The organism is Corynebacterium auriscanis (assembly GCF_030408435.1).
Lineage (GTDB): Bacteria > Actinomycetota > Actinomycetes > Mycobacteriales > Mycobacteriaceae > Corynebacterium > Corynebacterium auriscanis.
In genome coordinates this window covers 1,405,132-1,429,533 of record NZ_CP047046.1, presented here as the reverse complement: position 1 = coordinate 1,429,533, position 24,402 = coordinate 1,405,132, and the positions used below count along the sequence as shown (strand labels likewise).

Here is a 24,402-nt window from a genome sequence, read left to right as displayed (position 1 = left end):
AGGAATCGTCATGCGAACCCTCTGGGCCGTTAGCGATCTTCACGTGCGTGCCCCCGGCAACTGGGAGTTGTTTGATAAACATGTACGGACCCAGAATCCAGCGGATTGGTTGATCGTAGCGGGAGATGTAGCTGAGGATCTGGATACGGTCATTGAGGTTTTGCAGGAATGCACTCGGCGCTTCGATACCGTCATTTTCACCCCAGGTAACCACGAAATGTATTCGCGGGAGGCAGATGAACTTAAAGGCCGAGACAAGTACGACGTTCTCATTGCACTCTGCCGCGAATTGGGGGTGGTAACGCCCGAGGACACGTACCAGTCCTTCGCGGGACGAACTATCGTACCTATGTTCACGCTGTACGATCACACGTGGCGGGATCCCGAGTTAACGCGGGATGAAGCCTTGGCTGGGGCGCAAGAACGTGGCATAGTGCTCACGGATTCCGTGGCCATTGAACCATATGAGGACGTGGGGTTATGGTGCCGCGACCGCTTGGCCTATACACTTAAACGGCTGGCCGTTGTCGACGAGCCCACGATACTGGTCAACCACTGGCCCCTAGTGCGCCAAGCCATTGATCAACTAAAGTACCCAGACATTGGATTATGGTCTGGAACCCGACATACACAAACGTGGCCCGAAAGGTACAAAGCCGAGACCGTAATCTACGGTCACTTGCACATCCCCACACAAATATCTGTGGAAGGTGTAACGCATACAGAGGTTTCACTCGGTTATCCCAGAGAGTGGCAAGCGACTTTGCCGTTGCGATTAAGTAAGAAAGCCTGGCCCTATCCAGTGCTCGTTGACGAGGAGGTGAAGTGATGAAGGTCGATTACGCCAACGGTGTTAGTGCCGTGGACTTTAAAGGTGTAGACGTCGCCCCCATTATTCCAGACCTGATGCTTCCCTCCGGTACCCGCTGTGTAGAGTTGCATTCTTCGTCGCACGATTTGTCGCGATTCCACACCCTTTCCTCCGAAGAGCAACAGCTGGTGGAGAATGCAGTGGACCGCCGGAAGGCGGACTTTGGTGATTCGCGGTGGTGTGCGCACGAGGCTATGCGCCCCATCGTGGAAGACCAGCCCATCATGCGGGGGGTGCGCGGTATGCCCCTGTTCCCTGAGGGAGTCTCTGGGTCGCTAACCCACACCGAAGGTTTTCGTGCAGCGATTGTCGGCCGCAGCCAGCGGTGGCGTTCGCTGGGGATCGATGCCGAGCCCGCCCGTGATCTCCCTGAGGGCGTGCTGCACGCCATCGCATCACAGCGGGAGCGGCGCCGGCTGCGCGGACTGGCAGTTCACTATGGTGTGGATTATGCCGATACGGTGCTGTTTTCCGCTAAAGAGGCCACATACAAAGCGTGGTTCCCACTGACACATCGGTTCTTAGACTTCGACCAGGCCGATATCGACTTGCGAGCGGATGGCACTTTCACCTCCTACCTGCTGGTTCGTCCGGTTCCGGTGCCGTTCATCCAGGGGCGCTGGCTGGTGCGTGACGGTGTCGTGGTGACAATCGCGGCGGTTGCTCGTTAACCCCACTCCCTAATCCAAACCCTGCGGTCGCGCCACGAACACGCTAGCCGCCCGTTTGCCCTTTTCCTTGACTAGGGCAATGGCGCGCCCCTCCGGGGTGACCGCCGCGCGGATACCGGAATTCCCCACGGGCTCGAGCCATTTGCCGAGTGCCAGCTCCTCGCCCTCCTGGGTGGAGATTTCCCTGGTGGGGAAGCACGTCGTCATGGCGACATCTAGATCCAGCGCCAGTAGTTCCTCTGGTTGCTGCCCCGACTCGGCAGCGTTCGCGAGCCGCTCCAACGTCGTCGCTTGTGCAATGGTAAACGGACCCACGGATGTCCGCCGCAACGCCGTGAGGTGACCGCCCACCTTTAGCGCCTCGCCGAGGTCGCGGGCAATCGAGCGGATATACGTACCGGAGGAGCAGTGGACCGCGATATCCACGTCGATGTGGTCCACGGCGGCGTCACCAAAAGAAACAACGTGCCCCGCCGCGTCCAGCGGGCGAATAGCACCCACGTGCAAAGAAAAGATAGTCACGGGGCGCTCCGGTAGGACAACGTCGTGACCCTCGCGAACTAGCTCGTGGGCGCGGCGACCATTGATTTTGATGGAGGAGACGGAACTTGGTCGCTGCATGATCTCCCCAGTTAGCCGGGCCAGCTCGCGGCGAATGCCCTCTTCGGTCACGGCAACAGGTGCAGTACTGTTGAGCACGTCGCCTTCCATGTCATCGGTGACGGTCGCAGCCCCCAAACGCACCGTGGCCTCGTAACGTTTGTCGTGAGTGACCACGTGCGCCAAAAACTTGGTGCCTCGCTCCACGCCGACCACCAACACTCCCGTGGCCATCGGGTCCAACGTGCCGGCATGGCCCACGCGCTTGGTGCGCATCACTCGGCGTAGTTTGGACACCACATCGTGACTGGTCATTCCTGCCGGCTTGTCGATGACAACCAGCCCGGACCGTGTGAGCACGCTGGCGGTTGGGGCGGGCAAACGTGAGGCGGAACGAGACTGCGATGCATTCATGGCACAAGTCTATGGGCTAGCATTTCAATCGTGAGTATTTGGTACGGATTGGACAGAATTCCAGCCTCCGTGGTGAGCGAAGGCAGCGCGGTGACTATCGGCGTATTTGACGGAGTACACCGCGGGCACCAGCAACTGGTGAAGCGGGTCATCGAGAAGGCGCGCGAACTGGACGTGCCCAGCGTGATGTTCACTTTTGACCCGCACCCCACAGTTGTTTTCAGCCCCGAGCGCGTGCCTGCGCAGTTGGGAACCCTCGAACAGCGCGTGGAGCTGGCCCACAACATGGGTATCGATCACGTCGTGGTGGTGGGGTTCACCGCAGAGATTGCCTCGTGGAGCCCCGCAGAATACGTTGACCATGCCTTAGTTGAGCTGTTGCACGCCAAAGCAGTGGTGGTGGGCGACAACTTCACCTTTGGCCACAAGGCTGCGGGTACAGCGCCGATGCTGAAGCGGTTGGGCGCCGAACGCGGCATTGACGTGGAGGTCCTGTCCCTTCTTTCTGATTCCGACGCCCCCCTGGAATCCGTAGACGGTACCCCTGGGGACTGGGTGGTGTGTTCGACGTATATCCGTGAGCAGCTGGCCGCGGGCGAGGTTACAGCTGCAGCCCGTGCATTGGGGCGCAATTTCAGCGTTCGTGGCGAGGTCACACACGGTGCGGGGAGGGGAGGACGAGCCTTGGGGTTTCCCACCGCCAACTTGTATTTCCACGATAAGTACGCGCTGCCGGCCGATGGTGTGTACGCCGGATATGTGACGATCCTGCCGGATCAGGTAGACAGGGAGGCGCAAGCGCAGCAGCCAGGTGAACCGCCGATCGTTGTGAAAGCCGGGCAGAAGGTTGGGACAATGCCGGTGGGGCAAAAGCTGCCCGCCGCTATTTCCGTGGGCACAAACCCTACGTTTGGGCACGAACCGCGCAGTGTGGAGAGCTTCATCCTAGATGGCGAGGCGGATCTATACGGTCTCAATGTGGACGTGGAGTTTGTCGAACGCATTCGAGGTCAAGAGACTTATTCGGATCTTGACGAATTGATCAACGCGATTAATCGGGACGTGGAGTCAACGAGGGCTGCCCTGCGTTAATTGGTTGCGCTAACTACGGCGAATTGGTGGCTAGCGCCATTGGTGGTAACCTTGGGCGGTCTGTGACTGTGGTCTGCGGTAGTCACACAAGGTCCGAGCGGTCGGGCCATATTTTCGCGCAGACTGAAATAACGATTTAAAGGAGATAATCCATGGCTCTCACTAAAGAGCAGAAGGCGGAGACCCTCAAGGAGTTCGGCCTTCACGAGACCGACACCGGTTCCACCGAAGCCCAGGTCGCACTGCTGACCGTTCGTATCCGTCAGCTGACTGAGCACCTGAAGTTCCACAAGCACGATCACCACTCCCGTCGTGGTCTGCTGTTGATGGTTGGTCGTCGTAAGGGTCTGCTGAAGTACCTGGCAGAAAACGACGTCACCCGTTACCGCTCCCTGATCGAACGACTGGGCCTGCGCCGCTAAGACCGCAACCCAACGCACCCGCTGCGCCTTTCCCGAAGACAAGGGAAGTGGTCGCAGCGGGTTTTTGCTGTGTGAATTAAGGGTTATTGCAACACGAAAGCCGTGAAGGGGCGGCCCTTGTGTTCAAAGGTACCGAGGACGTCGAAGCCGAGATTGTGGTGCAAGCGTGTGCTCTTCCGGTTGGCATCGTCAACGAAGGACACAATTGCCGATGTGCCCAGTCTTCGGCTTTCTTCTTGGACCGCGTGGATGAGGCGGCCACTGAGGCGTTGACCGGCTGCGGAGGGGGTGACGGCCAAAGGGCCGAAGACCATCGTCCGTTCTGCATCGAGGTCTGACTGCTGGATGGTTGTATACAGCCCACCCGAGGGATGATCCGCCGGCGCGGGGCCGGCGGGGGAAAACATGCACACACCCACAATTTCGTTTGCCTGCACGGCGACCATGCCGCCACGCTGGGGGCTTTCCAACCAGGTGTGGAGATTGTCATCACTCATATTGCCCTGGACGAATCCCTTTTCAGCGCGCTTTTCGGCTGACAAGTCTTCGTTCTTCGCAGCGCGCAGCAGGGCGCCGATCTGAGGAGCGTCCGCAGGTGTGGCACGGCGGATACTCACTGGGGTGTTTGTTGTGGGTGTGTCCACTTCGTTCATCAGTTCTCCCGTTAAGTCAGAATCTGGTAGCGTTGTTGCTGGTAATTAGAACATTTGTAAACGATTGCAAGCTCACCTATGCGCGCGGCACCGACGATCAGCGTTGCAAGCGGTAGAGCATCAAAGGCAAACGCAGCAGAAAGGCGATTGCATTCACAATGAGTCCACGTAGCACTCAACAACCAAAGTCCGGTCGTAATTCCACCCGTTCCGGGTCCCGCGGAAAATCCACGAACTCCCGTTCCCGCAGCACCAAGCCGGCACGGCCACAAATTCAGGCCGAGCTTATTGATCCAGAGGCGGGAGTGTGGGAAGCCACCGCCACCATCGACAACGGAGATTTCGGTAAACGCACCGTTCGGTTTGAAAGCGGACTTCTGGCGCGGCAGGCCGATGGCGCAGTCACGGCCTACCTCGATGACGACACGATGTTGTTGTCCACGACCACCGCGTCCCGCAACCCCCGAGAGGGCATTGACTTCTTCCCGCTGACGGTGGATGTGGAAGAGCGTATGTACGCCGCAGGTCGCATTCCCGGAAGCTTCTTCCGTCGCGAAGGACGCCCAGGCACCGAGGCCATTTTGGCGGCGCGCCTCATCGACCGGCCGTTGCGCCCCACTTTCGTCAAGGGGTTGCGAAACGAAGTCCAAGTCATCATTACCGTTTTGTCGATTGATCCGGCAGAGATGTACGACGTGCTCGCGATCAACGCAGCTTCGGCATCTACGCAGTTGTCCGGGCTGCCGGTCTCGAGTGCCGTGGGTGGCGTGCGTATGGCACTGGTCGTAGATGAGGATCACCCCCAGGGCCAGTGGGTTGCATTCCCGACGCGCGAGCAGATCGAGGCATCCGTGTTCGAGCTGGTTGTCGCGGGCCGAGTGACTGAGCCGGTGAAGGGTGGACGTGGGCGTCGACCCAAAACTGACGAGACCAACGTGGCAGTAATGATGGTGGAAGCAGGCGCGACCGCCAACGCCGTGGAGCGAATCGCCGACGGTGCGCCCGCCCCAACTGAGGCGGTCGTTGCCGAGGGTATCGAAGCGGCAAAGCCGTTCATTGCCACCCTGTGCGATGCACAGGACGCGCTGTCCCGCGCTATTGGCAGCGAGGCGCGTGAGTTCGAACTGTTCCCTCCATACGATCAGGACGTGTACACCTCGGTCGAAGCGGAGACCGCCGAGGCTCTGGGTGAAATCATGTCAATCGCCGACAAGCAGGAACGCGATGAGGCATTGGCTGAGAACATGCAGGCAACAGTGGACGAACTGGCGGAGGAATTCCCCGAGCGCGAAAGCGAAATCCGCGCGGCCCACAACGAAGTCACCAAGCAGCTGGTGCGCCAGCGGATTCTGGAAGAAGGCTTCCGCATCGACGGCCGCGATTCCACCACGATTCGTGACCTGGGCATCGTTGTGCAGCTGGTACCACGTGCACACGGTTCCGCGTTGTTCGAGCGCGGTGAGACCCAGATCCTGGGCGTGACCACCCTCGACACACTGAAGATGGAACAGCAGATTGATTCGCTGGGCCCAGAGAGCTCCAAGCGCTACATCCACCACTACAACTTCCCACCGTTCTCTACTGGTGAAACCGGCCGGGTGGGTAGCCCGAAGCGTCGTGAGATAGGCCACGGTGCCTTGGCAGAGCGCGCGCTGGTTCCTGTGATCCCATCTCGCGATGAGTTCCCGTACGCGATCCGCCAAGTCTCCGAGGCCATGGGATCCAACGGATCGACCTCCATGGGTTCTGTGTGTGCTTCCACCTTGAGCCTCTACAACGCCGGCGTGCCACTGAGGGCACCGGTGGCTGGTATCGCCATGGGCTTGGTGACCGGCAAGGTTGGCAACAAGGACAAGTACGTGACCTTGACTGATATCTTGGGCGCCGAAGATGCCTTCGGCGACATGGATTTCAAGGTCGCCGGTACCGAATCCTTCGTGACTGCCCTGCAACTGGATACCAAGTTGGACGGCATTCCTTCCGACGTACTGGCTGAGGCCTTGGGGCAAGCACGCACTGCTCGCTTGGAGATTCTGCAGCTCATGGAAGATGCAATCGATTCCCCCGATGATATGAGCGAGTTCGCTCCCCGCATCACGACCATCTCCATTCCATCATCGAAGATCGGTGAGGTCATCGGCCCGAAGGGCAAGACCATCAATCAGATCACCGAGGAAACGGGCGCAGATATCTCCATCGAGGAAGATGGCACCGTGTTTATTTCTGCCACCGGTGGCCAGGCTGCCGCAGCGGCCGAGGAAAAGATCAATGCGATAGCGAACCCACAGCTGCCGAAGATCGGAGACCGCTTCTTGGGCACGGTTGTGAAGACGACCGCATTCGGTGCATTCGTCTCCCTAGTCCCAGGCCGTGACGGTTTGATTCACATCTCGAACTTGGGTGGAGATCGCCGCATCGAGCGTGTCGAGGACGAAGTGTCTGTTGGCGATAAGATCGAAGTGGAAATTGCTGACGTGGATAACCGCGGAAAGATTTCCCTCGTGCCGGTGGATGAGAACTAGGTAGACGTTCACCCCCTGTGTGCCCTGCCGGCCCACTGGGGGTTTTCCCATTGAAAAAGCTAGGAGTGAAAACGATGACGAAGATTGGTGTTCTAGGAGCCAAAGGTCGTGTAGGTAGTGCCATTGTGGCTGCCGTCGAGGCCGATTCGAAGCACGAGCTGGCCGCCGCTTTAGATCACGACGATGAGCTGCAGCAGTTGGTGGATGCCGGGGTAGAGGTTGTGGTGGACTTCACCGTGCCCGATGCCGTGATGGAGAACGTTGAATTTTGCGTACGCCACGGCATCCATGTTGTCGTTGGCACCACTGGCTGGACCGAGGACCGTTACAACCAGGTTCGCGAGTGGTTGCAGAACTCCCCAGAAACCGGTGCGCTGGTCGCTCCCAACTTCGCCATCTCAGCTGTGTTGACCATGAGGTTCGCGGAGATCGCCGCGCCATTTTTCGAGTCCGCGGAAGTCATCGAACTGCACCACCCCAATAAGAAAGATGCTCCCTCCGGGACCGCTGTTCACACTGCGGAGGGCATCGCAAAGGCTCGACGGGCTGCGGGGATGGGAACTCAACCCGACGCCACCGAGCAGAGCCTCGACGGCGCCCGCGGGGCGGACGTGCAAGGCGTGCCGGTGCATGCAGTACGCATGACCGGAATGGTTGCACACGAGCAGGTTATCTTCGGCACCCAGGGGCAGTCGCTCACAATCAAGCAGGATTCTTATGACCGGGATTCCTTTGTTCCCGGAGTGATGGTGGGTGTGGAAAAGATCGCCACCTTCCCAGGGTTGACCGTCGGGTTGGAGAAGTTCCTGGGGTTGGAGAACTAGTCCATGGCCACGATTGCTGAGCTGCACGTGCAGCTCGTTGGGCACACGGCGTTTTCCTCCCCGGAAGACGTGCCGTGGAAAACGGACGGCGCACCAGCCAGCCAGCTGGTGGAATTTGCCGGTCGCGCGTGTTACGAAACGTGGGATAAACCAAATCCGCACACGGCGACCAACGCGGCCTACGTGCGCCATATTCTGGACGTGGGGCACCTGACAGTGTTGGAACACGCCAGCGCGACCATGTACCTGCGCGGGGTCTCTCGTTCCTGTGCTGCGGAAATCATGCGACACCGGCACTTTTCGTTTTCCCAACTTTCACAGCGATACGTGCCCACCCACGAAGCCCGCGTGGTTGTGCCCGAGCACATCAAGAAAGACAGTCACCTCACCGACCTGTTTCTACGCTCGGCGGATCTCGCCCACCAGGTGTACGAGGAACTACTGGAAGGCATGGACGGGGAGCAGGTCGGCGTCGATAAAGAAACAACAAAAACCCGATCCAGCGGTGCCAATGCCGTGTTGCGCGCCAAGCAGGCCAGGCAGGCGGCTCGGGCGGTATTGCCCAATTGTGCGGAAACACGCTTCGTTATGACAGGTAATCTCCGCAGCTGGCGACACTTCATCGCCATGCGGGCGGCCGAGCATGCCGATCCGGAGATTCGCCGCATCGCGGTCACGTGCCTACGGCAACTGAAAGAGATAGCGCCAGAGGTTTTTGACGATTTCTCCATTACAACGCTGCGTGACGGTGGGAACATGGCGACAAGTCCGTACGTCAGCGAAACCTAGAAGTACATCGGCACAGAGCGTGCGTCGGTCGACCAAGGGCAATAACAAATCACGGAAGTGATAGGGTTCACAACTTGCGTGACCTCAATGTTTCGAGAACACAAGAGAGAAGGTAGTCTGGGAAGTCATGAGTACAGGTATTGCAGCGAACAAGGGTGCTGACGTCTTCGGCACGATTTCAGTTGCGATGGTTACCCCGTTTAATGCAGACGGCTCCATCGACGTGAACAGGGGTGTGGAAGTTGCCACACACTTGGCCTCTAAGGGCTGCGACTCTCTCGTCCTTGCCGGCACGACTGGCGAATCGCCAACCGTGCGTGGTGAGGAGAAGTTGGACCTGCTCAGAGCAGTACGTTCCGAACTTGGCGATGCGGTGAAGCTGATCGCCGGAACCGGCTCGTACGATACCGCCGCCACCATCGAGTTTTCGAAGGCTTCGGCCGCTGCGGGGGCAGACAGCCTATTGGTTGTTACGCCGTACTACTCGCGCCCGAGCCAGGAGGGTGTGTATCAACACTTCACCGCGGTTGCCGACGCGGTGGATGTGCCCATTTGCCTTTACGATATTCCTTCCCGTTCCGTTATCCCCATCGAGTCAGAGACGATCGCGCGTTTGGCTAAGCATCAGAACATCCAAGCCGTGAAAGATGCCAAGGGCGATTTGTACGCGGCGATGGAGCTGATGCAGAACACTGACTTGGCGTGGTACTCCGGCGATGATCCGTTGAACCTGCCGTGGTTGGCCAGTGGCGCTACCGGTTTCATTTCGGTTATCGGCCATGTCGCGGCCGACAAGCTCAAGGAGCTAAGGGATAGCTACGACGCCGGCGACCTCGCACGCGCTCGGCAGATTGCCGTTTCTTTGGCGCCCTTGCAGCGCGCTCAGAACCGGCTCGGGGGAGTGGCGTTTTCGAAGGCAGCACTCAAACTTCGTGGATTGGACGTGGGAAGCCCGCGTCTACCCATTGTGGAACCTAATCAAGAAGAGCTGGAGCAGCTCGAAAAAGACCTGCAGGAAGCAGGCGTTTAAAGGAAGATATGACTGAACAGCGTTCGCAGAGCCGCAAGGTAACACGTAAGGCGGCTCCCCCAAGCGCGGAAACAGCCGCCACTTCAGAGGCTGGCAACACCAGCGCAGCTGAACAGGCGCATGCCAAGAATGCCTCAAACAAGGACCAAAATATGAATAATAATTCCCACACGGATGTGGCGACCACCTTTAATGACGGTGGGCAAGCACCCGCGTCCGATGCCCAGTTGGGCAACGACGGAAATGACCAGGGAGGAAACTCCCGCGGTGGTAACCGTTCCCGCCGGCCACGTCGTCGCGGTGGAAACGGCGGCAGCTCGAATAACAGTGGCAACAACAGCGGCAACAACAGCGGCAACGGTGGTAGCTCCAACAAGGGTGGGGACAACAACCGGGGCGGTCGCGGTGCAAACAACCGTGGCTCTCGAGGGAGCCGAGGCGGGAACAACCGTCGTGGGGATGACCGTCGTAAAGGGTCGCTCAAGGCCATGCAGGGAGCGGACCTCACCAAGCGCCTGCCTAGCCCTCCAAAGGCACCGAAAAACGGTCTTCGCATCGTTGCGCTGGGCGGTATTTCGGAGATTGGTCGCAATATGACCGTGTTCGAATACAACAACCGCCTGCTTCTCATCGACTGTGGTGTCCTGTTCCCATCTTCCGGCGAGCCCGGTGTGGATTTGATTCTGCCGGACTTCACCTACCTAGAAGACAAGTGGGATCGCGTAGAGGCTCTGGTTGTCACCCACGGCCACGAGGATCACATTGGTGCTATCCCATGGCTGCTGAAGCAGCGCGCAGATATCCCTATCATCGCTTCGCGCTTCACCTGCGCACTGATCTCCGCGAAGTGCCAGGAGCACCGGCAGCGCCCCAAGCTCATCGAGGTTAACGAGGATTCCCACGAGTCTCGTGGTCCGTTTGACCTACGCTTCTTCGCCGTCAACCACTCCATTCCGGAGTGCTTGGGCATTGCCCTCAAGACCGGCGCTGGCTTGGTCGTTCACACCGGTGACATCAAGTTGGACCAGACCCCATTGGACGGCCGCCCAACCGATCTTCCCGCGCTATCTCGTTTCGGCGATGAAGGCATTGATCTGTTCCTGTGCGACTCCACCAATGCCACCACCCCGGGGGTATCCGGGTCTGAGGCTGACATTGCGCCGACGCTGAAGCGCCTAGTACGCGATGCCAAGCAGCGTGTGATCATCGCTTCGTTCGCATCCAACGTATCCCGTGTGCAGTCCGCCGTGGATGCCGCGGTGGCTGCCGGCCGTAAGGTGGCGTTCAACGGGCGCTCCATGATTCGCAACATGGAGATCGCCGAGCGGATGGGTTACTTGACCGCCCCACGTGGAACCTTCGTCACTATGGACGAGGCTTCCAAGATGGCGCCCCATAAGGTCGTGCTGGTGACCACCGGTACCCAGGGCGAACCCATGGCAGCGCTATCGCGTATGGCCCGCCGTGAGCACCGCCAGATTACGGTCCGCGATGGTGACTTGATTATCCTGTCGTCCTCCTTGGTTCCGGGTAACGAGGAAGCCGTCTTCGGCGTCATCAACATGCTGAGCCAGATAGGCGCGACCGTCGTTACCGGCCGCGATGCGAAGGTGCACACCTCCGGTCACGGTTATGCCGGTGAGCTGTTGTTCCTCTACAACGCAGCCCGCCCACGCAACGCGATGCCCGTGCACGGCGAGTGGCGCCACCTGCGCGCTAACCGCGACCTAGCGATCTCTACTGGTGTGAATGCCAACAACATCCCGATCGCCCAAAACGGTGTGTTCGTGGACTTGGTTAACGGACACGCAAAGGTGACGGGCCAGATGAATGTGGGCAACCTCTATGTCGACGGTGTACGTATGGGCGATATCGACAGCGAGGTTCTTGAAGACCGAACCGCAATGGCCGAGGGCGGCATGGTTTCCATTACCGTCGTCATCGACAACCGCACTGGCCGCCCGTTGGAGGCACCGAGCGTGCAGACCAAGGGATTCTCCGACGATGCGCGTGACATGGTTGGTGAAATTCGCGAGGCCGTCGATAACGCGATGATGGACATGGCTGGTGCCGGTGAAAACGATCCTTACCGTATGGCGCAGTCCATCCGTCGGAAAGTAAGCAAGCTGATCTCCGACAAGTGGAAGCGCAGCCCACTGATCGTACCAACGGTGGTCCCGATGACAAGCGAGATTGTCGAGGAGCTGGAAGAAGGAGAATCCCTGCCTTCCCTGTAAAGCTCTGAGGCTTAATCCGTCGCTGCACCTCCCGCCCGTGGGAGCGTGGGGCGGCGGGTTTTTTGCGCGGTCGTGTCTGCATCGTAGCTACACTTGTAAAGCATGACACAGCATCACCACAATCCCTATGGCAATCCCGACGATGTCAATGAACCCAGCCTCGCTTCCGGTGGATCCGCTAGTGTTTCGCAAACGGAGCGCAGGCAACTGGCAGATCTCCTGCTAGCGAAGGGGCCCGACGCACCAACGCTGTGCGAAGGTTGGACTACCCGCGATTTAGCGGTGCACTTGGTGGTGCGTGAGCACCGGCCGGATGCCGCTGCGGGTATGTTTGTTCCTTTCCTAGGCAACCACCTGGAGAAGGTCTCGGCTGAAACCGCGAAATTGCCTTACGAGGAATTGGTAGAAAAATTCCGTCAGGGGCCGCCACACTGGAATCCCATGCGCTTGGGCGATAAGTACCTCAATGCTGCGGAGAACTTCATTCATCATGAGGACGTTCGACGCGGGGGAGGGGATACTACTCCGCGTGAGCTCCCCGCTGCGGTAGAGCGGGAACTGTGGAAGATTGCAACCCAGGTGTCCCGCCTTATGGTGCGCCCGAAGAATGTTCATGTCATCTTGCATCCCGTGTTTTCTTCTACCGACATCGCTCCTGCGGCTACACCGGAGGTGTTTCGGATAGGCAACACGTCGGCTGCTGAAGTGAAGATCGAAGGGAAACCATCAGAGATCCTGTTGTGGGTTTTCGGCCGAGGCAAGTATACACACTTGACCGTGACGGAATCCGAGCCAGGCGCGAGGGACCGCGTGGGTTTGCAGTCGCTATAAAATAGGTTTCTGAGGGCGCTTTCTTGGCTTTTGCGCATGTTCGGTGTTTCGTGTGTGACTGATGTGACTTAAAGGGCTAAAGTGAATCCCATGTCTGTCACTAGTCGCCCTCGCAACGGATCCCGCTCTGCCCGTTCACGCTCCACGGCCCCTGCACTGGGTGAGGTCGAACGTAGCTCTGGCGACGAGTACGATTACAGCGATTTCGAACGTACTGGGAGTGCTTTCGGCGCAGTCGGCCACGGACTGGGTTCAGCCCTGTCCACGGTTGCCCGTGGAGTTGGTGGAGTGGGGAGAAAAATCGCTGGTTCTAACAAGTCGGACAGCGAAGAGCAGGATTTGATGTGGGAGGAAGATACACAACACATGGCATCCGCACGGCGTTCGCAGCGTACGCAAGGAAACTCACGCGCTCACAGCCGGAAGCGCCCCAAACCTACCGGCTACGATGACGCTGAGGCGCCAACTACCAAGTTGGATCTCACGCGGGAAAGCGATGCGGAACTGCGAGAGGACGGTTACGTCGAGGGCTACTACGATCCCCATTCGGCTCGCTGCGTGGGCGGTGGACACGATGGCGCCGCACTGGGTGTGTTGGCCTTGGCAGTGATTCTCGCCGGAACCATGTGGTTCGGTGTCGGCGGCGCAGTGGGTAACGGCGTGGCGTCACTCATGAAGTGGGTTGTGGGAGCCGGTGCTTTCGTCGTGCCCATCGCCTTGGGTTATGCAGCGTGGGTGCTGGCGGTTGGTGCCCGGACTACACAGCGCTCGCCGCTGCGTTTAGTCTCCGGTGTGATGCTGATCGTGGTGGGTGCATTGGCTTGCATCCACATTTTTGCAGGATTGCCCGCAGACGGTGAAGGACGGGCCTCGGCGGGAGGCATGGTGGGGCGGGTGATCGGCAGCCCCATGGCCGTGGGATTTAGCGAATACTTAGCAGTACCGCTGCTGTTGCTGGCAATTGTCTATGGTGCCCTGCAACTGACGGGGATGACGTTCTCCCAGGTAGGATCCGAGGTCGCGCACTACTTCGGCCTCGGGATGGATCGCCTACGGTCCTTACATAATGCCGATGACGACGACGCGGTCTATGACGATCGAGACGAAGACGATCTATATGGCGGTGTCGATCGTGAACTCGATGCCGCAGTATCCGGTGGACGAGCACCCAGGGCAGCGCGCAAAACTTCTCGCGAGCGCCACCCTGCACCCAACTATAACTACCGGGATGAGGACCACACGGGGCCGGAAGAGGCTCCCGCGCGCGAAGAGACTGCAATTCTCGGGGACGAGCCCGTGGACAAGCCGCGCCGTCGTTCCCAGCGCAAGAGGGTGGGTGCCGCTCAGTTGGATGACGTGGCCGAACTACTGGATGATGACGAGCCCATCACAGTAGAACCCGAAGTCAAGCCGGTGAGGAAGTCAGCGGCACGTCAGTCACAGCAGAGGAGCCTAGATTCAACGCAGTCTTCTCGTGCCGAGGATGGCCGGCAGGATGCTGTGGCGGCTTCCCGTGAGTCCATCCGTCAGGCCATCGTGGCGCGGTCTGGTATTGACGCCGCAGCTATCCCCGCCACCGTCCCCAAGTCAGAGTTGGAGACGGTTGAGGCAGGGGGCGTCGACCAACAAAAGCCCGCAGTGGAGAAGGCGGCCGCAGAAAGCGACTACCAGTTGCCCAGTGCGGACCTGTTGATTGAAGGCGACGCACCGAAAACCAGGAGCGAAACCAACGATCGCATGATCGAGGCCATCACCGATGTATTTGATGAGTTCAACGTAGATGCACAGGTGACGGGATTCTCTCGTGGCCCCACAGTCACCCGCTACGAGATTGAGCTGGGCCCGGGCGTGAAGGTTTCCAAGATCACTAACCTGCAGTCCAACCTGGCCTACGCTGCAGCGACAGACAACGTCCGCCTGCTTACACCTATTCCAGGTAAGTCAGCCGTGGGTATCGAGGTGCCCAACAGCGATCGAGAGATGGTCCGCTTGGGCGATGTGTTGACCGCGCCGAAGGTTTCGGCAGATCTGGATCCGATGCTGGTGGGATTGGGCAAGGATATTGAGGGTGAGTTTGTGGCCCACTCCATCCAGAAGATGCCACACTTGTTGGTGGCTGGTTCTACAGGTTCTGGTAAGTCGGCCTTCATCAACTCGCTGCTGGTTTCTCTGCTCACGCGCGCGACGCCCGAGGACGTGCGGATGATCTTGGTTGATCCAAAAATGGTGGAGCTCACTCCATACGAGGGAATCCCGCACCTCATCACGCCGATCATTACCCAGCCAAAGAAGGCTGCGGCTGCATTGACGTGGCTGGTGGAGGAGATGGAGCAGCGGTACATGGACATGAAGTCGTCCCGCGTGCGTCACATCAAGGACTTCAACAAAAAGGTGAAGTCCGGCGAGATCACCACGCCGCTGGGTAGCGAACGCGAGTACCGGCCCTACCCATACATCGTGTGTGTAGTCGACGAGTTGGCGGATCTGATGATGACCGCACCACGCGAAATCGAGGATTCGATTGTCCGCATCACACAGAAGGCCCGCGCTGCCGGTATTCACCTAGTGCTGGCTACGCAGCGCCCATCGGTGGACGTGGTGACCGGTCTGATCAAAACCAACGTGCCGTCGCGTTTGGCTTTCGCCACGTCGTCGTCAACCGACTCCCGAGTGATTTTGGATCAGGGTGGCGCGGAAAAGCTCATCGGAATGGGCGATGGTTTGTTCATTCCGCAGGGTGCCGGTAAGCCACAGCGTATCCAAGGCGCGTTTGTGACGGACGAGGAAATCCAGGCCGTTGTGGATTCGGCAAAGAACCAGGCCGAGCCCGATTACACCGAAGGCGTAACCGAGGATAAGGCGGCTGAAGCCAAGAAGGACATCGATCCCGATATCGGCAATGACCTGGAGGATCTGCTGCAGGCAGTCGAGTTGGTTGTGACTAGCCAGTTCGGTTCCACCTCCATGTTGCAACGCAAGTTGCGCATTGGGTTTGCCAAGGCAGGTCGCTTGATGGACCTGATGGAAACCCGCGGCGTGGTTGGCCCGTCCGAGGGGTCCAAGGCCCGCGAGGTATTGGTCAAACCCGAAGAACTAGAAACGATTCTGTGGATGATTAAAGGTGCCAACCCCGCGGATGCACCAGACGAACTGCGCGAGGAACCATCGGATGCGGAAAGTATCCCCAGCACGGGTGATAACGCTGCGAGTGGTCCAGGCGCAGGACCCAGCGCGGACAGCACCGCGGAGATTCCACGAGTGGTGCAGGCGGATCCGACAAAGGGTGCGTTTTAAGCACACGTGAGATTATGTGTAAGCTTGCACACCATGGAGGGGAGTACCCCAATCCGCCTGTGAACAACGGCACAGATCGTCAACACGGTAGGTCGTGAGATACGAGATTCTATATCCCGGTCGAAGACTGACCTCCCGGTCGTGCCGGTCGGGTTAACCACATTGCGTGGACCCGACGGGGGAGACCTCCGGCTCATTCACCACGCTCTCATACTGAAAGCCGGAGGTTTTATCTAATCATGGAAGTTAATGCATTGACGTGGGGGATTACCATTGCGGTGGTCGCTGCGTTCTTCGTCTTCGATTTTTTTGCCCACGTGCGCACGCCACACGAGCCCACCGTGAAGGAATCCGCACTGTGGTCGCTGTTCTACATTGGCCTGGCTTGCCTCTTCGGTGGCTTTTTATGGCTGACATGGGGGGAGCCCGGTAATCCCCATCAACACGGTGTGGAGTTCTTCGCTGGCTATGTCACCGAAAAGGCGCTCAGTGTGGACAACCTGTTCATTTTTGCGCTCATCATGGCTTCTTTCCAGATCCCCCGTAAGTACCAGCAAAAGGTGCTGTTGTGGGGTATCGCCATGGCTCTGGTGTTCCGCGGCATCTTCATTGCCCTGGGCGCAGCGGTGATTTCCGCTTGGTCGGACGTGTTCTACCTTTTCGGTATCTTCCTGTTGTGGACCGCCGTCAAGCTGATCATTGATGAAGTTTCCGACAAGGAAGAAACTGACCCGGAAAACATGTGGATTGTTCGCACCATCCGCAAGGTAATCCCCGTTTCGCCCGATTACAACGGCGATAAATTGGCCTTCAAGGACAAGGGTAAGTGGATCATCACACCACTGTTCGTGGGGCTTCTAGCCATCGGTTTCATCGACCTTTTGTTTGCGCTGGATTCGATTCCCGCCATTTACGGCATTACTAGCGAGCCGTACATCGTCTTCACGACCAACGCACTGGCGCTGATGGGATTGCGTCAGCTGTATTTCCTGCTAGATGGTTTGCTCGACAAGCTGGTGTACCTGTCCTACGGCTTAGGTGTGATCTTGGCCTTCATTGGTGTGAAGCTAGTGCTACACGCTCTGCACGAAAACAACCTGCCATTTATCAACGGTGGACAAAACGTGCACGCCCCTGAGGTGTCGGTGGAAATGTCGCTCATCGTTATTGTGAGCGTCTTAGTTATCACCACTGTCCTCAGCCTCACCCTGGGGAAGAGGCATAACGCAGCCAACGAAGAAGGCCACGAAGCTACTGATACCTCGGTGAGCTCCTAGTAGTATGAAAAATGTGGCTACGACATCGATGAATCGCACCAATCAGTCGTCGTTTGGACGGGTTGTGCACCGGCTCAGCTTGCCCAATGTCCTCACGACGGTGCGCATTGTGCTGATCCCGCTCTTCCTGTGGCTAATCCTCAGCTCGGACCATTGGGCCCAGGCTGGCCACGCGGATAAGGTCACACGCTGGTGGGCTCTCATCGTGTTCGTGTTGCTGATGTTCACCGATCAGCTCGACGGGTTTTTGGCTCGCAAATACCAGGTCATCACTGATTTCGGGAAGCTGGCTGATCCGATCGCTGACAAGGCGCTGATGATTTCTGCGCTGGTTAGCCTGAATATCCTCGGGGAACTGTGGTGGTGGGTCACCGCTGTCATCGTGTTCCGCGAGCTTGGCATTACGGTGTGGCGCGTGGTTCTGGCCCGCCGTGGTCGCGTTGTGCCCGCATCAAAGGGGGGCAAACTCAAGACCGTCCTGCAAACTCTGGCGATGGCTCTGTACATCCTGCCTGTGGCCGGTGCGCTGACGTGGCTCGCGCACATCGTGATGGGTCTAGCTGTCGTGGTCACTGTTGTCACCGGTGTGCAGTACTTGCTGGATTCTCGAGAACAAGCCCCGGCTGGCTCCGGTGGGGCTTCGGCCAACTAGGACACCGTTCCGATGCCCGCCCAGCAAAACCCTTGTGGTTACACACCGATCACTATTAACCGCCCACCCCAACAACCGCAGCAGGTGGTCGCCCAGCTACGCGCGTCCGGCCGTACGATTGCCACCGCGGAATCCCTTACCGCGGGGCTGGTGTCTGCCACCATTGCCACGGTTCCAGGGGCCTCTATTATCCTGCGCGGGGGGTTGATCGTTTATGCCACCGATCTTAAGGCCAGGTTGGCGGGGGTGGACCAGCGCTATCTTCGACGCCACGGGCCAATCGATCCCGGTGTGGCCGCCGCATTGGCGAGGGGCGCGGCAACGGCATGCGATGCCGATCTCGGCATCGGGCTAACCGGGGTAGCGGGGCCCGACCCCCAAGAAGGCCATCCAGTGGGTGAGGTGTACGTGGGCGTCGGGACAAAAGAAGGAAATGGCACCGTGGTGGCGGAACTGCCCGCCAGCTGGTGGGATCCACAGGCCGACGACGTGAGAGCCAGCATCCGACAGGCTGCGGTGAGTGTGGCACTGACGCTATTGTCGATCGTAGATTCCGAGCTTTCATAAAGCTGTCTGTGACCGCGTTATGGTGGAGGGAACAAATTCCCGACGTCGTTCGTTAGAGCAAGTGATGACTCAAAACACTATTGTTATGGAATCCCGCCACAACGTGGCGGAGGCGCTGAAAACCGCGACGCGCCCGGTGGCTCCCGATCAGGAACCTCTGTTGCGTGAAGCGTTGGGGGCAACGTTGCGCGAATACCGTTCCCAATCCGGTTTTAGTTTGCGTGAGTTAGCCAGCTTGGCCAGTGTGAGTCCCGGGTATCTCTCGGAGATCGAACGTGGCCGGAAGGAAGTCTCTAGCGAGCTTTTGGCAAGTGTGTGCCATGGAATGGGTATCAGCGTAGCTAGCGTGATTGTGGAAGCTGCTTCAATGATGGCCCTTGATGCCGCGGCTGCCGAACTGGCTGCGAGCATGTCGCACAAACGCCCCAATGCCGGTGCCGTCGCGCGCGAGCGTTGATACACTGAAGCGGATCATTTACGTCAGATAAATTTAGAGGAGTTTCGCGGTGGCGAACCCATTTGTTAAGGCTTGGAAGTACTTGATGGCGCTGTTCGACAGCAAAATTGAGGAAAACGCTGATCCTAAGATCCAGATTGAGCAGGCTATCGCCGAAGCGCAACGCCAGCACCAATCACTATCCCAGCAGGCAGCTGCAGTTATTGGCAACCAGCGTCAGCTGGAGATGAAGCTCAACCGCCAACTCGCCGAGGTTGAAAAGCTGCACGCCAATACCAAGCAGGCCTTGGGCTTGGCTGATAAGGCACGCGCTGATGGCGACCAGCAGAAGGCAATGGAGTACGAAAATGCGGCTGAGGCTTTTGCTGCCCAGTTGGTTACGGCCGAACAGTCGGTAGAGGATCTCAAGGGACTGCATGACCAGTCCCTGCAGCAAGCTGCTCAGGCCAAGCAGGCTGTGGAGCGCAATGCAATGCAGTTGCAGCAGAAGGCTGCAGAGCGCACCAAACTGTTGAGCCAGCTGGAGCAGGCCAAGATGCAAGAAAAGGTTGCGGAGTCCCTGCAGTCTATGAACCAGGTCGCCGCCGGATCCACCCCGAACTTGGATCAGGTGCGTGAAAAGATTGAGCGCCGCTATGCCAATGCGCTGGGTCAATCTGAGCTAGCCCAGAACTCTGTCCAAGGCCGCATGATGGAAGTTCAGCAGGCGGGGATCCAGATGGCGGGGCATTCCCGCTTGGAGCAGCTGCGTGCGGAGATGAATCACGATAAAGGCATTGCCGGGGGAGCTAGTACACAGCAGCGATCTATCGAGCAGGCCCAGCCACAGGCTTCGAACTACACTGATGACGCAGTAGCGGAGCGGATGCGCCAGCTGCGCAACGATTCCTAATTGATTCCGCAGCGCGCACCGGCGATGACTTAATCCCCGGCGCCGCGGCTGATCAGGGCTTCGCCAAAGGCTCGTGCGCGCAGCAGGCTGCGAACAAGCAGGGGCACACCGAATGCGGTGGGGGAAAACCCTAGCCCACGCGCACGTCGCGCTTCCAAAATCTCGGCTGCGGTCACAGCAGTCAGCGGGATTAACCTCATCGTCAAAGACATGGCGATGAGGATTTTTTCTGTCGGAAACCCGCGTCTGGCTAGGGGTTGGAGCAGTCGCTCCAACGCATCCATCAGCTGTTCCACGGTGGTGGTGAGCGTGAGGAGGATAGCGATGGCAATAGCCGTGAACAAGGTGGCGGTAGTGCATAGCGCGATCTCCCAGCTCTCGCGCCACCATGTCACCACTCCGATGAACGCTACGACTGGCACAGGCGCTAGCATTTGGCGCCCAGCTATCGCTGCGGGGATATGGGCCAGCACATACAAGACCACGACCAGCAACAATCCCCCGAGTGCGACCGGCCACCACCGTCCCAAGACCGCCGTCAGGATCACAGTGACAATAACTACCGACAGTTTCAGCCCCGTGGGTGCGGTGTGCACTACCGACCGCCCTGGGACATAGACACCCATCGGCACCACGTGGGGATTAAACACCGCCGTAGGCCTCCTCATATTGTTGGACGACGCCCCGCGCCCCGCCGCTTCCACTTCGAGTGGAATCTCCGGCAATTCCTCCGTTGTCGATCCACAGCACGCGATCGAAATCGCGGATCAGATCTAGATCGTGAGTTACTACGATCACTTGTTGCGACAGAGCTGCGAGCTCGCTGGCAACCCGGCGGCGGTTGTGTAAGTCCAGCAAGGTAGTGGGTTCATCAGCGATGATAATGTCTGGGCTCAGAATCAACACGCTGGCAAGGGCAAGCAGCTGCTTTTCTCCTCCCGATAGGGTGTGGGGGGAGTTGTTTGCGAGGTGGGCAATACCCATCGCATCCAACTGCGCCAGCGCACGCTGATGGCGCTGGGCGCGGGGCAGCTTGTGGCGTCGGAGGGAAAAGGCAACATCTTCTACCACGGTGGGCATAAGGATTTGGTTGTCAGCGTCCGAGAAAATGAAGCCCACGCGCTGGCGGATCTGTTTGGCTTGGCGGGCGACATCCAGCTCGCCCACACGGACGTGGCCAGTCGTGGGGGAGTTCAGGCCGTTGATGAGGCGAACCAAGGAGGACTTGCCGGAGCCGTTGGCGCCGATAATGGCCACCCGGTGCTCGGTGAGAGTAGTAGAGATATTGGATAGGATCCGACGGGTTGTGACACCGGTGGGAGAGGACTGGGTGACGTCGAGGTTGATGTTGTCGAACGTTATCGGGGCATGGGAGATTTCAGCGGGTGCCATGGCTGTTTAATCGTTGGCGGCGGTATGACGGATTGGCAATTTTGCAGTGGGAATTAGATCAGGAACCGCGCGAATAGCTCCGGCCGCGACGATGGCGGCAACGACTGCTTTGGCTAGGTCGCCAGGGATGAACGGTGCGTTTGTGGCAAGGGCTGCGGTGAAATCCAGTGGTGTACGCGCCATGAGCCCGATAGTGCCACACAGGTATTGAATGGCAATGCCCGCCAGACCCAGGATGATCAGCGTGACCAGCAGCGCGATGGGAGAGCGGGCTGAGCGACGGTGGGAGCGGATAATGCGATCGGCTGCATAACCGATCAGGAATGCCGTGACTAGGTATCCGACCAAGTATCCAACGGTGGGCCCAGGCAAAGCCGCCAATGTAGGGCGCCATCCGGCGAGGTTCGGCACACCGACCAGGCCAACTCCGAGAAAGAGGGCGACAGCTAGGCCACCGCGGGTGCCTCCTAGGATGAATGCGGCCAAGAGGATACCCATGTTTTGCAAAACGATAGGAACGCCCGCGGTTCCCACTGGGATGGATACGGCGCCGAGCACGATGATGAGCGCTGCGAAGACGGCGATGAGGGCAAGATCCGTCGCGCCGAAGCCGGTGGAATGGGATGAATTGTTTTCCTTCACAACAGCATTTTAGAGCACGGATTGAACGCCGTTCAAATTCGTGGAGGTGTTAGGTTAGACGACATGAGAATGGCGGAATTCGATCGATTGATGGAAGGCGAGTTCGGTGCAGACCGATCATCGTGGGTGCTGGATACCCATTATCTATCGCGATTCGGTGGGTATCCAAAAGAGATTATCGAACGCGGGGCCGATTTACGGGACGTGTGGCTAGCGTTGTGTGATGACTTTGACGTGCCTGAAGATCGACGCTTAGGGGAAGATTTGTAGTGTCGTGTCGATAGTAGAATTTCGAACACCCGTTCGTGTACGCTGTGGTGGTGTGAAAGTAGCAGCGTAGGATTCCGAGTGAACTTTTTCGGGGAGTTGCCGTGTCTAAACGGTTAGCCCCCCGCAAGGCCGGAGCCTGCGATGACATGTGGCGCTGGCTGCAGATAGCTGAACAGATTAAGCGAGGAGATTGAAGATGGCGACGAAGAAGAAGGCCACGGCTGCGATGAGCAACGATCGTGCCAAGGCGCTGGACTTGGCCATGGCACAGATCGAGAAGGACTTCGGTAAGGGCGCCGTGATGCGCCTGGGTGATGACAATCGTCCTCCGATCCAAGCTATTTCTACTGGCAACATTGCCATTAACGTAGCGCTCGGTATTGGTGGCTTCCCGCGCGGTCGCGTGGTTGAGGTGTACGGTCCGGAATCCTCGGGTAAGACCACCGTGGCGCTCCATGCCATTGCTGAGGCCCAGCGGGCGGGCGGTATCGCGGCGTTTATCGATGCGGAGCACGCGCTGGATCCCGATTACGCCCGTAAGTTGGGTGTGGATACGGATGCACTGCTGGTATCCCAGCCGGATACGGGGGAACAGGCACTGGAGATCACGGATATGCTGATTCGCTCCGGTGCTATCGACATCATTGTGGTGGACTCGGTAGCTGCGTTGACACCCAAGGCGGAAATCGATGGTGATATGGGTGATTCCCACGTGGGTCTGCAGGCACGTTTGATGAGTCAGGCGTTGCGTAAGTTGACTGGTGCGCTGTATCAGACCGGCACGACCGCCATCTTCATTAATCAGCTGCGCGAAAAGATCGGAGTGATGTTCGGTTCTCCCGAGACCACCACAGGTGGTAAAGCGTTAAAGTTCTACGCTTCCGTGCGATGCGATATTCGCCGTATCCAGGCGCTGAAGGACGGTCAGGATGTAGTTGGTAACCGCACACGACTCAAGGTTGTAAAGAACAAGGTTTCGCCGCCGTTCAAGATTGCAGAGTTCGACATTCTGTACGGTGAGGGCATTTCGCGCGAGGGCTCCATCATCGATTTGGGTGTGGAAGCCGGAATCATCAAAAAATCCGGCGCGTGGTACACCTACGATGGTGATCAACTGGGACAGGGTAAAGAAAAGGCGCGTGAATTCCTGAAAGCCAATCCAGAGATGGCCAGTGAATTGGAAGACCGCATCATGCGTGAGCTCAAGGTAGGCCCGTACGCCAACGTGAAGCCGGAGCAAGAAGAGGAGATCGCACCGGAAGACCGACCCATTGACTTGGCGCCGAATTTCGATGACGACAACGACGACGAATAGGCCGTGCCCGCTAGGACAGGGGTCCCGCAGCCATGAATGAAACAAGACATAGTCACGACGACAGAATCGCGCGGTTGCGGGATGCAATTGAAAAGATTGCCCGCGGGGAAGCACACCGTGATTCCCAGATAGTTGATCGGGAGTTTGAGCAAGCGCTTGCCCCCGTGGCGGCAAAAGCAACTCGGTTGATCAATCATCGCGCGAGGTCGGAGCATGAGCTGCGGACGCGCCTACTAGAAGAGGATTTTGCTGCCGAGTTGGTCGAGGAAGCCATTTCTAGGTGCCAAAATAACGGGATGCTAGATGATGAGCAGTTCGCTTCGGAGTGGGTGCGACAGCGTTCGCAGCACTGCAAGAAATCAACATCCGTACTGCGCCAGGAATTGCAGCGCAAGGGTGTGCAGGCCGGTCTTATCGAACAGGCCTTGGAAACAATCGATGAGGATCAGCAAAAAGAGATTATGCGACAGCTCATCGATAAGCGCGCCCGGAGTGTCAAGCGGCGTCCGACGGATTGGAAACAGTATCGCAGTGAGCTACGTCGTTTAATGGGCGTAGCAGCCCGGCGTGGTTTCCCCGAAGTCGAAGCGAAGGAATATGCCGAGATCGCGCTAAATAGGCGAATTGAGGAGCTGTAGCCGCCACCAGCGCGTTCCCCCCTTGCCACGCGTCCCCCAGTCGCGCAACT

Annotated in this window: 24 protein-coding genes; 19 read left to right on the top strand and 5 right to left on the bottom strand. The window is 58.5% G+C overall.

The annotated features are described in order from the left end of the window. Nucleotides 1-10: 10 nt before the first annotated feature. Both CAURIC_RS06025 and CAURIC_RS06020 read left to right on the top strand, forming a co-directional pair. Entirely contained in the window at nt 11-829 is an 819-nt protein-coding gene (locus CAURIC_RS06025) for a metallophosphoesterase family protein (protein WP_035112847.1), read from the top strand. 77 nt (nt 830-906) lie between these two features. Next, the gene (locus CAURIC_RS06020) at nt 907-1,542 is read left to right on the top strand and encodes a 4'-phosphopantetheinyl transferase family protein (protein WP_172644025.1); all 636 of its coding nucleotides are present in this window, start codon (nt 907-909) and stop codon (nt 1,540-1,542) included. A 9-nt stretch (nt 1,543-1,551) separates the two neighbouring features. Here CAURIC_RS06020 and truB read toward each other — a convergent pair whose 3' ends face one another. Further along, a complete protein-coding gene (gene truB, locus CAURIC_RS06015; RefSeq protein WP_052094656.1) occupies nt 1,552-2,556 on the bottom strand; it encodes a tRNA pseudouridine(55) synthase TruB in 1,005 nt (334 codons plus the stop codon). 30 nt (nt 2,557-2,586) lie between these two features. Between truB and CAURIC_RS06010 the strand changes: the two genes are divergently transcribed. Together CAURIC_RS06010 and rpsO are read left to right on the top strand one after the other, a co-directional pair. Beyond that, nucleotides 2,587-3,648, top strand: coding sequence for a bifunctional riboflavin kinase/FAD synthetase (locus CAURIC_RS06010; protein WP_083284117.1), 1,062 nt, complete (start codon nt 2,587-2,589; stop codon nt 3,646-3,648). A 152-nt stretch (nt 3,649-3,800) separates the two neighbouring features. After that, the gene (rpsO, locus tag CAURIC_RS06005; protein ID WP_035112852.1) at nt 3,801-4,070 is read left to right on the top strand and encodes a 30S ribosomal protein S15; all 270 of its coding nucleotides are present in this window, start codon (nt 3,801-3,803) and stop codon (nt 4,068-4,070) included. An 83-nt stretch (nt 4,071-4,153) separates the two neighbouring features. On the opposite strand, the gene CAURIC_RS06000 is transcribed toward rpsO, so the two are convergent. Continuing rightward, nucleotides 4,154-4,687 carry a GNAT family N-acetyltransferase gene (locus CAURIC_RS06000; RefSeq protein WP_290182083.1) on the bottom strand — a complete coding sequence of 178 codons (534 nt, stop codon included), beginning with the start codon at nt 4,685-4,687 and terminating at the stop codon, nt 4,154-4,156. A gap of 194 nt (nt 4,688-4,881) precedes the next feature. Between CAURIC_RS06000 and CAURIC_RS05995 the strand changes: the two genes are divergently transcribed. The 12 genes from CAURIC_RS05995 to CAURIC_RS05940 all read left to right on the top strand — a co-directional run bounded on the left by CAURIC_RS05995 (nt 4,882) and on the right by CAURIC_RS05940 (nt 20,095). Next, nucleotides 4,882-7,245 (top strand): polyribonucleotide nucleotidyltransferase, encoded by a 2,364-nt coding sequence (locus tag CAURIC_RS05995; protein WP_235700631.1) that lies wholly within the window; start codon nt 4,882-4,884, stop codon nt 7,243-7,245. A gap of 74 nt (nt 7,246-7,319) precedes the next feature. After that, complete coding sequence (gene dapB / locus CAURIC_RS05990; protein ID WP_035112857.1) at nt 7,320-8,069, top strand: 4-hydroxy-tetrahydrodipicolinate reductase; 750 nt, start codon at nt 7,320-7,322, stop codon at nt 8,067-8,069. A 3-nt stretch (nt 8,070-8,072) separates the two neighbouring features. Next, nucleotides 8,073-8,858: an FAD-dependent thymidylate synthase gene (gene thyX, locus CAURIC_RS05985; protein ID WP_035112859.1), complete on the top strand. Its 786-nt coding sequence runs from the start codon at nt 8,073-8,075 to the stop codon at nt 8,856-8,858. Nucleotides 8,859-8,985: 127 nt separating this feature from the next. Further along, complete coding sequence (dapA, locus tag CAURIC_RS05980; protein ID WP_035112861.1) at nt 8,986-9,888, top strand: 4-hydroxy-tetrahydrodipicolinate synthase; 903 nt, start codon at nt 8,986-8,988, stop codon at nt 9,886-9,888. 8 nt (nt 9,889-9,896) lie between these two features. Continuing rightward, the gene (locus CAURIC_RS05975) at nt 9,897-12,125 is read left to right on the top strand and encodes a ribonuclease J (protein ID WP_282938408.1); all 2,229 of its coding nucleotides are present in this window, start codon (nt 9,897-9,899) and stop codon (nt 12,123-12,125) included. 102 nt (nt 12,126-12,227) lie between these two features. Next, on the top strand, nt 12,228-12,956 hold the full coding sequence (locus CAURIC_RS05970; RefSeq protein WP_084588048.1) for a TIGR03085 family metal-binding protein: 729 nt from the start codon (nt 12,228-12,230) through the stop codon (nt 12,954-12,956). Nucleotides 12,957-13,046: 90 nt separating this feature from the next. Beyond that, the gene (locus CAURIC_RS05965) at nt 13,047-16,250 is read left to right on the top strand and encodes an FtsK/SpoIIIE family DNA translocase (protein WP_084588049.1); all 3,204 of its coding nucleotides are present in this window, start codon (nt 13,047-13,049) and stop codon (nt 16,248-16,250) included. Nucleotides 16,251-16,489: 239 nt separating this feature from the next. Further along, nucleotides 16,490-17,527 carry a TerC family protein gene (locus tag CAURIC_RS05960; protein WP_035112863.1) on the top strand — a complete coding sequence of 346 codons (1,038 nt, stop codon included), beginning with the start codon at nt 16,490-16,492 and terminating at the stop codon, nt 17,525-17,527. A 4-nt stretch (nt 17,528-17,531) separates the two neighbouring features. Next, nucleotides 17,532-18,179 (top strand): CDP-diacylglycerol--glycerol-3-phosphate 3-phosphatidyltransferase, encoded by a 648-nt coding sequence (gene pgsA, locus CAURIC_RS05955; protein ID WP_052094658.1) that lies wholly within the window; start codon nt 17,532-17,534, stop codon nt 18,177-18,179. A gap of 12 nt (nt 18,180-18,191) precedes the next feature. Next, nucleotides 18,192-18,746, top strand: coding sequence for a CinA family protein (locus CAURIC_RS05950; protein WP_084588050.1), 555 nt, complete (start codon nt 18,192-18,194; stop codon nt 18,744-18,746). Nucleotides 18,747-18,810: 64 nt separating this feature from the next. Then, nucleotides 18,811-19,203: a helix-turn-helix domain-containing protein gene (locus CAURIC_RS05945; protein WP_035112869.1), complete on the top strand. Its 393-nt coding sequence runs from the start codon at nt 18,811-18,813 to the stop codon at nt 19,201-19,203. 49 nt (nt 19,204-19,252) lie between these two features. After that, on the top strand, nt 19,253-20,095 hold the full coding sequence (locus CAURIC_RS05940; RefSeq protein ID WP_035112872.1) for a PspA/IM30 family protein: 843 nt from the start codon (nt 19,253-19,255) through the stop codon (nt 20,093-20,095). Between the two features lie 29 nt (nt 20,096-20,124). Here the strand turns inward: CAURIC_RS05940 and CAURIC_RS05935 are convergent, their stop codons facing one another. From CAURIC_RS05935 to CAURIC_RS05925, 3 genes are read right to left on the bottom strand one after another with little or no spacing between them, the layout of a single operon-like run. Next, on the bottom strand, nt 20,125-20,745 hold the full coding sequence (locus tag CAURIC_RS05935) for an energy-coupling factor transporter transmembrane component T family protein (RefSeq protein WP_052094660.1): 621 nt from the start codon (nt 20,743-20,745) through the stop codon (nt 20,125-20,127). Next, the gene (locus tag CAURIC_RS05930; RefSeq protein ID WP_035112874.1) at nt 20,738-21,487 is read right to left on the bottom strand and encodes an energy-coupling factor ABC transporter ATP-binding protein; all 750 of its coding nucleotides are present in this window, start codon (nt 21,485-21,487) and stop codon (nt 20,738-20,740) included. Before CAURIC_RS05930 ends, CAURIC_RS05935 begins: the two co-directional genes overlap by 8 nt. A 6-nt stretch (nt 21,488-21,493) precedes the next feature. After that, nucleotides 21,494-22,129 carry a biotin transporter BioY gene (locus CAURIC_RS05925; RefSeq protein ID WP_265914312.1) on the bottom strand — a complete coding sequence of 212 codons (636 nt, stop codon included), beginning with the start codon at nt 22,127-22,129 and terminating at the stop codon, nt 21,494-21,496. Nucleotides 22,130-22,192: 63 nt separating this feature from the next. Here CAURIC_RS05925 and CAURIC_RS05920 point away from each other — a divergent pair, with 63 nt between their 5' ends. From CAURIC_RS05920 to CAURIC_RS05910, 3 genes are all read left to right on the top strand, one after another. Then, on the top strand, nt 22,193-22,399 hold the full coding sequence (locus CAURIC_RS05920; protein WP_035112876.1) for a DUF3046 domain-containing protein: 207 nt from the start codon (nt 22,193-22,195) through the stop codon (nt 22,397-22,399). A gap of 196 nt (nt 22,400-22,595) precedes the next feature. Beyond that, complete coding sequence (recA, locus tag CAURIC_RS05915; RefSeq protein WP_035112878.1) at nt 22,596-23,714, top strand: recombinase RecA; 1,119 nt, start codon at nt 22,596-22,598, stop codon at nt 23,712-23,714. Nucleotides 23,715-23,746: 32 nt separating this feature from the next. After that, complete coding sequence (locus CAURIC_RS05910) at nt 23,747-24,352, top strand: regulatory protein RecX (protein ID WP_035112880.1); 606 nt, start codon at nt 23,747-23,749, stop codon at nt 24,350-24,352. The last annotated feature ends 50 nt before the right edge of the window (nt 24,353-24,402 follow it).